Raw genomic sequence first — 7,071 nt, forward strand, 5'->3', positions numbered from 1 at the left:
CTCATGAATAAAACCATCGGTATTTTTGGTGGTGGGCAGCTGGGTCGCATGATGGCGCAAGCGGCTTTGCCACTGAATATTCAATGTACGTTCTTTGATGTGAGTACAGACTGCCCTTCAGCGGCTTTAGGAACGGTGATTTCAAGTAAAACTGAAAACGGTTTACAAGATTTTATTGCCAGTGCAGATGTCTTCAGCCTTGAGTTTGAAAATACGCCTTTGTCTGATGTTGATGTTTTGACCAAGCAAAAAGATATGCATCCGCCGCGTCAGGCTTTAGCCATTGCGCAGCATCGCTTGTCTGAAAAAGCGTTATTTGATGAGCTTGAGATTCCTGTTGCACCTTATAAAGCGGTAGATTCACTAGAAAGTTTAAGCGCTGCGGTTGCTGAGCTAGGCTTACCGATTGTACTGAAGACAGCCACAGGTGGCTATGATGGCAAAGGTCAGTTTGTATTGCGTTCTGAACAACAAATTGAACAAGCATGGGCTGAATTAGGCCCTGCTGGAAGTTTAATTGCAGAAAGCTTTGTGACCTTCTCGCGTGAAGTTTCGATCATTGCGGTACGTGGTCAAAATGGCGATGTGAAAACCTGGCCATTGGCTGAAAACCATCATCATCATGGTATTTTGTCGCATTCGATTGTCCCTGCACCGAATAGTGCGGACTTACAACCCGTTGCACAAGACTATATCACTCGCCTATTGAATCATTTGAATTATGTTGGCGTGTTGACCTTAGAACTGTTTGTCACAGACAAAGGTTTGTATGCCAATGAAATGGCGCCACGTGTGCATAATTCAGGACACTGGTCGATTGAAGGCGCAGTATGCTCTCAGTTTGAAAACCATATTCGTGCAGTTGCAGGCTTACCCTTGGGTTCAACTGAAGTCGTTCGCCCTACGGTCATGATCAATATTATTGGTCAGTATCCACAGTCTGAACAAGTCTTGGCCTTAGAAGGTGTACATCTACATCTTTATAATAAGGAAGAACGTGAAGGTCGTAAGATTGGTCACCTAACTTTAATGCCGAATGATACCGCTCAACTCACGATGCTATGTCGCCAGTTGGCTAAAATCTTACCAAATCCATTGGCACTGAGCGAAGATATGACCATCTAAAGCTTCAGTTGTTGTTAAAAAAAGCGATCACGATAGTGGTCGCTTTTTTATTTGGACTCATTCAGGCATGATTGCGCCTCTTTGAAAAAAGTGACCGTTAATCGGATCAAAATTAAAATAAATTGAGTGTTTTTTATCCGTTTTGATAAAATTAGCGCATAGAAAAATAAACTGAAAGCAAAATAAAGCGAGTTTTGTGCTGAGAAGCACGTTTAAAACAGCGTCTACGATTGAATGTGACACTGGTTTTCACCTAAAAGAAAGTGAAACAGTAGAGAGCTCTATCAACTTGGGTATGTGGATATCTTTTCAAGTATGTTTTGAATTTAAAAAATAGAAGTAAAATTTTGAATTTAAAAGTAGGTTTTAAATTTAAATCGAGTGTTTAAATTTAAAATGAATTTAAAAGTTTTGATGCTGTTTGAATTTAAATTCAAAACAATAAATTTAAAGTCTGTGAGATGAATTTAAAGTTTTGAATTTAAAAATATTGAGCTTGGGTTTCGAAGTTTAATTCTTTGTATATTGTTGATTATGAAGGTTAAATAAAAATGTGGATAAAATAAATTTAAAACAAGATGATTGAATTTAAAGTGCTTGCTGAACTAAAGGTTGTTTTTGAATTCAAAAGTTGAGATCTGTAGTGTTGTGGGTAAGTGGTTTTAAATTTAAAAGATCGTTTTGAATTTAAACCAGAATGAATATTCATTTACGTTTTGATTCAGAAAAGTGAAATCGAAAGTGTTAAGGTAAAAAGCATAATTTAGAGATAAAGAATCATTAGGAATTTTATGCACCGTTTTGCTTTTCTTTTAGGTTCATTTTTTTTAGCGGCGACTCAGGCGAATGCTGAGCTCATTATTAATGGTCAAAAAGTTACAGGCAGTTCAAATGTCGCAACTTCCGATTATAGTCCTCAGAATTCATTTCAAAGCTGTATTGCCAATTTAAAAAGCCAAGCGATGGCGAATGGTGTGTCTGCGTCCACTTATGATCGCTACACGCAAAATTTAGCGCCTGATTATTCTGTGATTGAAAAATTAAATTACCAACCTGAATTTTCCACGCCGATTTGGGATTATTTGTCAGGATTGGTGGATGATGAGCGTGTTGCAGTAGGTCAGCAAAAATTGGCGCAGCATCGTGAAGTGTTGAATCGTGTTGCGGCAGCATATGGTGTGCCTGCGGAGACCGTGGTTGCCGTGTGGGGCGTGGAAAGTAATTTTGGCGATATTTCAGGTAAATATCCATTATTACAAGCTTTAGGTACATTGAGCTGTGAAGGGCGCCGCCAAAGCTATTTCCGTGGAGAGTTTTTTGCCGCTATGCGTATTTTACAGCGAGGCGATTTAACTGAATCACAACTGAAAGGCTCGTGGGCAGGTGCGTTTGGCCATACCCAGTTTATGCCATCGACGTATGAGGAGCTGGCCGTTGATTTTGATGGTGATGGACGCCGTGATTTGGTGTCGAGTACTACAGATGCTTTGGCATCAACAGCCAATTTCCTCAAAAAACGCGGTTGGCAAACTGGGCAACCTTGGGGCTTTGAAGTGAAAAATCCGCAAGCGATCTCTCTGAGTGGTGAAAGTCGTCGCAATAAGAAGTCCTTATCTTACTGGATACAAAATGGCTTGGTACGTGCAGATGGCTCAGCGTTAATTCAAGGCAATTTATCTTCTAGCTCGCAAGCGGGGTTGATGGCACCTGCTGGTGAAAATGGTCCACTGTTTTTAGTGTTTAAAAACTTTGATGCAATCTATAGTTATAACGCAGCAGAAAGTTATGCATTAGCGATTGCGCATTTGTCAGACCGTTTACAAGGGCAAGGTGGGTTTAGTACAACTTGGCCAACCGATGATGCAGGCACTTCGCGTTCCGAACGTCGTGAAATTCAGCAGTTTTTACTGAATCGTGGCTATGATATTGGCGCAGTAGATGGTTTGATTGGTGATAAAACTCGTCAAGCCATACGACAGGAGCAAATCCGTTTAGGTTTAAGCCCGACGGGACGAGCGGGACAGCAAATATTAAAAGCCTTCCGGCAGGAAAATGCCAAGTTGATGATGCGTTAACATTAACAGCAAAAAAATTGCTGATATAGATAAAAAGCCAGTCGGTTATTCACCAGACTGGCTTTTTTGATTTGCACTGGTTGCGACTAAAAGGTCAGAAGCACTGTGATGTTTAAACTGCGGTAATTGTCCCGAGAATACGATCGCCCTGTGCACCTGTCACTGTCGGTAAGTTGCCACTGAGTTGCTGGATAAAACGCATAGCCAACCAAGCAAAGGCGGTTGCTTCCACCCACGTTGGGGCTAAGCCAATTGCGGAGGTGGTTTGTACAGACCAATTGTGCTTACGTAAGCGCCAACGTAATTGTTCTAAAAGGTGTGAATTATAGGCACCACCGCCACAGACGTAGACTTCACCCGTATCCATATCGGAGCGATAGATGGCTTTTTTAATGGCGCGCGTGGTGAGCTTCATTAAGGTGGCTTGAACATTTTCTGGACTATCTTCAAGCTCGTCATATTCAAGGTCATTGCGCCAGTCGGCAATTTGTTCATCTAACCATTCGAGGTTAAAGTCTTCACGGCCAGTGCTTTTCGGTGGTTCTTTAGAAAAATACTCATGAGATTGGAGCCGATCAAGCAAGCTACGAATTGGATGGCCATAAGCTGCCCAATTGCCATTTTCATCATAGGGCTGTCCAGTAAAGCGTTCACACCAAGCGTCCATTAAAATGTTGGCTGGGCCTGTATCAAAACCGTATACCTGATCAGGTTGGCCTGCGGGTAACATGCTGACATTGGCGATGCCGCCTAGGTTTAAGATGATGCGATGAATGCTTTCATGTTGGAACATATCTTGGTGAAATGCAGGAACCAGCGGGGCACCTTGGCCACCTGCGGCCATATCACGACGTCGAAAGTCTGAAATCACCGGAATTTGGGTGATTTCAGTGATGATGTTTGGGTCACCAATTTGCAGGGTAAAGCCGTGCTCTGGGCGATGGCGAATGGTTTGTCCATGTGAGCCAATCGCTTTGATTTGACTACGATCTAAATGACTTTGCTCAATCAGCTGATTGATGCCTTCGCCAATCATCTTTGCTAAAGCCACATCTGCCTTGCCCATACGGTCGATTTCGTTGTCACCGGGCAAAGTGAGTGCCATCAGTTCATCGCGTAAATCTGGGTCGAAAGAAAGAGTGAGGGTGGCGTGAAGCTGCAATGGATCAAAAGAAGCAGCAACAATATCAACACCATCCATGCTGGTGCCGGTCATTACCCCAATATAGATCGCTGTCATGATTATTCTAAAGCCTGCAATGTGCTGAAAAAGTGTTAGTATATCGCACAAATTGAATAACTGATGTGTTTGGGTTTTGTGATGTCAAATTTCCTGCCGGCTGAAGAACAACTTGCTCTCATTCAACGAGGCACGCATGAAATTATTTCTGAAGAAGATCTTCTGAAGAAATTAAAAGAAAATCGTCCTTTAAAAATTAAAGCGGGCTTTGACCCGACTGCGCCTGACTTGCACTTGGGGCATACGGTTTTAATTAATAAATTGAAAACTTTCCAAGACTTGGGTCATGACGTGACCTTCTTGATTGGGGATTATACCGCGATGATCGGTGACCCGACTGGAAAAAGTGCAACACGTCCACCATTGTCGCGTGAGCAAGTGCTTGAAAATGCAAAAACGTATCAAGAACAAGTGTTTAAAATTCTTGATCCGAATAAAACCAAAGTGCGCTTCAACTCTGAATGGTTTGCCGATAAAACGGCTGCTGACCTGATTCAATTGGCTTCACAGCAAACGGTTGCTCGTATGCTTGAGCGTGATGACTTCACCAAGCGTTATAACAACCATCAACCAATCGCAATTCATGAGTTTTTATATCCATTGGTTCAAGGCTATGACTCGATTGCCCTTGAGGCAGATGTTGAGTTAGGCGGTACGGACCAAACCTTTAACTTATTGATGGGGCGTACACTTCAAGGTCGTTATGATCAAGAAGCGCAAGTCTGCATTACAGTGCCAATCCTTGAAGGTTTAGACGGTGTGAACAAAATGTCTAAGTCTTTGGGTAATTATATTGGGGTATTTGATGCACCAGGGGCGATGTATCAGAAAGTCCTTTCGATGCCAGATGCATTAATTGAACGCTATTTCGATTTACTCAGCTTTAAATCCGTTGATGATATTAAAGTCCTGCTAAACGAAATTGCTGAAGGGCGTAATCCACAAGAAGTGAAGAAAATTCTAGCCCTTGAGTTGGTCGAGCGTTTCCATGGTGCAGAAGCAGCAGAAAATGCACATAAAGGTGCAGGCAACCTGATTACTGAGGGTGAGTTACCAGAAGGAACACCTGAAGTGACGATCTCACGCGCTGAATTTGGTGGCGAGTTGTTTATTGCAACGATTCTTCGCGTAGCGGGCTTAAACCCAAATGCAGCAGCAGCAAAAGATGCCGTGGGTCGTGGTGCGGTCAAAGTTGATTGGAACGTGGTCGATATGGGTTTCTCTGTTAAAGAAAATGTCACTTTAATTGTCCAGTCGGGTAAAAAAGCCATTGCCAAAGTCACTTTTACAGACTAAGTCAGTGCATATATATGCTTTAAGTTATTGATATAAAAGCAGGCTTCGGCCTGCTTTTTATTTTTTTAATCTTTATAAAAAAATCAAATAAGTAAATTCAAAAAAAACCTTATAAAAACAATGCTTAATTTTTTCCAAAAATATTGCAATTTAAAATGAGTGTGTATAAGATTTCAACGTCTAGTCGATGTTTTTAACATCGCTAGCAGGGTCAATAAGAATAACTCTCCACAGTTTTCAAGTCTCTTCCCCAAGGGACTTTTTTTAAGATAACTATAATAATGACATCTATGGATCAGATAACGATCTAACTCCGAGGAAGAGGTTTTGGGAGAGATCTCTTCCTTTTTTATTGGCAAAAATTTAGTTTTTTAAAATCAGCCTCTCACGGACAAATAACGAGCTTTCATAAAAGTTGGGTACAACAGACTCTTAAATAAAGCTGGTCATCACCTTCAAAGGTATATAACACTGCGTTTTCTATTTATATTCAGATGCTTCTTATCATCCAGCTTTATCGTGGCTGTTATTTCAGCTCTGTCTTGAATTATTTTGATTGAGATGTGGATAGAAGAGGGTTTTGCTATTTATGCGAATGAAATAAAAACAGACTAAGCACTCCATTCTTGTTAAATAATTAGGTGCCTTTATAGCGATGTGGCAGTTTTTTAGCTTAGGTATGTATCAAATATAAAAGAACTACGTCTTTAGAAAGATGATTTATCAAAAATACAGAGATGAACGGAATACAGAGTGATTTTAAGCCTGAAAACAACGTTGCTAGAAGATTGGTAAGACTCTGCTGAAAGAAAAAATAAATGCTAAGGCGTAAATTTCAAGCTTAAAAGACTTTTAAAGATTGGAAATGAAATGCTCATGTTGAAAGAAATAAGAGAAAAAATGATAAATATGATCAAAAAATAGATGAAAAATACGATTTTTCTTAAGTTTTGTAGAAAAAACCAACACCAGTTTCAAATAAGTGAATTTGGGGGTTGCAAAGCTTTAGAAATCCTCTAGAATGCACCCCATACCGACGAGATAGACGGAAACGAACGAAGCACGAAGTGCTGAGTTGTTAAGTATATTGAGTCCAGCTTCTAGCACTGACGAGGTGTTAGAAAGATCATTAAGAGATTATGAAGAACAACTTGTGTGGATTTTTACTGATTGATCGATCGAAAATATTTCATTGATTGAATGGTAAGAATTACTCGAAGTTTATTTGAGAAATATTTGTCAGAAAATTGATGAGCCAAGATTTGTAGCCATAAGCTACTAATGATTTTAACTGAAGAGTTTGATCATGGCTCAGATTGAACGCTGGCGGCAGGC

General features: G+C 40.6%; 4 protein-coding genes. 3 read left to right on the forward strand and 1 reads right to left on the reverse strand.

Annotated features, from left to right (window positions below; genetic code table 11):
- Window positions 1–3 precede the first annotated feature (3 nt).
- Both HYI04_RS11770 and HYI04_RS11775 read left to right on the forward strand, forming a co-directional pair.
- Window positions 4–1,125 (forward strand): 5-(carboxyamino)imidazole ribonucleotide synthase, encoded by a 1,122-nt coding sequence (locus HYI04_RS11770; RefSeq protein WP_005401789.1) that lies wholly within the window; start codon window positions 4–6, stop codon window positions 1,123–1,125.
- A 791-nt stretch (window positions 1,126–1,916) separates the two neighbouring features.
- Entirely contained in the window at window positions 1,917–3,200 is a 1,284-nt protein-coding gene (locus HYI04_RS11775; protein WP_218645687.1) for a lytic murein transglycosylase, read from the forward strand.
- Between the two features lie 112 nt (window positions 3,201–3,312).
- Here HYI04_RS11775 and HYI04_RS11780 read toward each other — a convergent pair whose 3' ends face one another.
- Window positions 3,313–4,440, reverse strand: coding sequence for an anhydro-N-acetylmuramic acid kinase (locus HYI04_RS11780; protein ID WP_178896190.1), 1,128 nt, complete (start codon window positions 4,438–4,440; stop codon window positions 3,313–3,315).
- Window positions 4,441–4,503: 63 nt separating this feature from the next.
- On the opposite strand from HYI04_RS11780, the gene tyrS reads away from it, so the two are divergent.
- A complete protein-coding gene (tyrS, locus tag HYI04_RS11785) occupies window positions 4,504–5,736 on the forward strand; it encodes a tyrosine--tRNA ligase (protein ID WP_178896191.1) in 1,233 nt (410 codons plus the stop codon).
- Window positions 5,737–7,071: the final 1,335 nt, after the last annotated feature.

It is taken from the genome of Acinetobacter sp. SwsAc2, assembly GCF_013391465.1.
Classification (GTDB): domain Bacteria; phylum Pseudomonadota; class Gammaproteobacteria; order Pseudomonadales; family Moraxellaceae; genus Acinetobacter; species Acinetobacter johnsonii.

Excerpts from the sequence above, each read along its gene's own strand:
- HYI04_RS11770 (WP_005401789.1), top strand. The coding sequence starts at position 4 with ATGAATAAAACCATCGGTATTTTTGGTGGTGGGCAGCTGGGTCGCATG.
- HYI04_RS11775 (WP_218645687.1), top strand. The coding sequence starts at position 1,917 with ATGCACCGTTTTGCTTTTCTTTTAGGTTCATTTTTTTTAGCGGCGACT.
- HYI04_RS11780 (WP_178896190.1), bottom strand. The coding sequence starts at position 4,440 with ATGACAGCGATCTATATTGGGGTAATGACCGGCACCAGCATGGATGGT.
- tyrS (WP_178896191.1), top strand. The coding sequence starts at position 4,504 with ATGTGTTTGGGTTTTGTGATGTCAAATTTCCTGCCGGCTGAAGAACAA.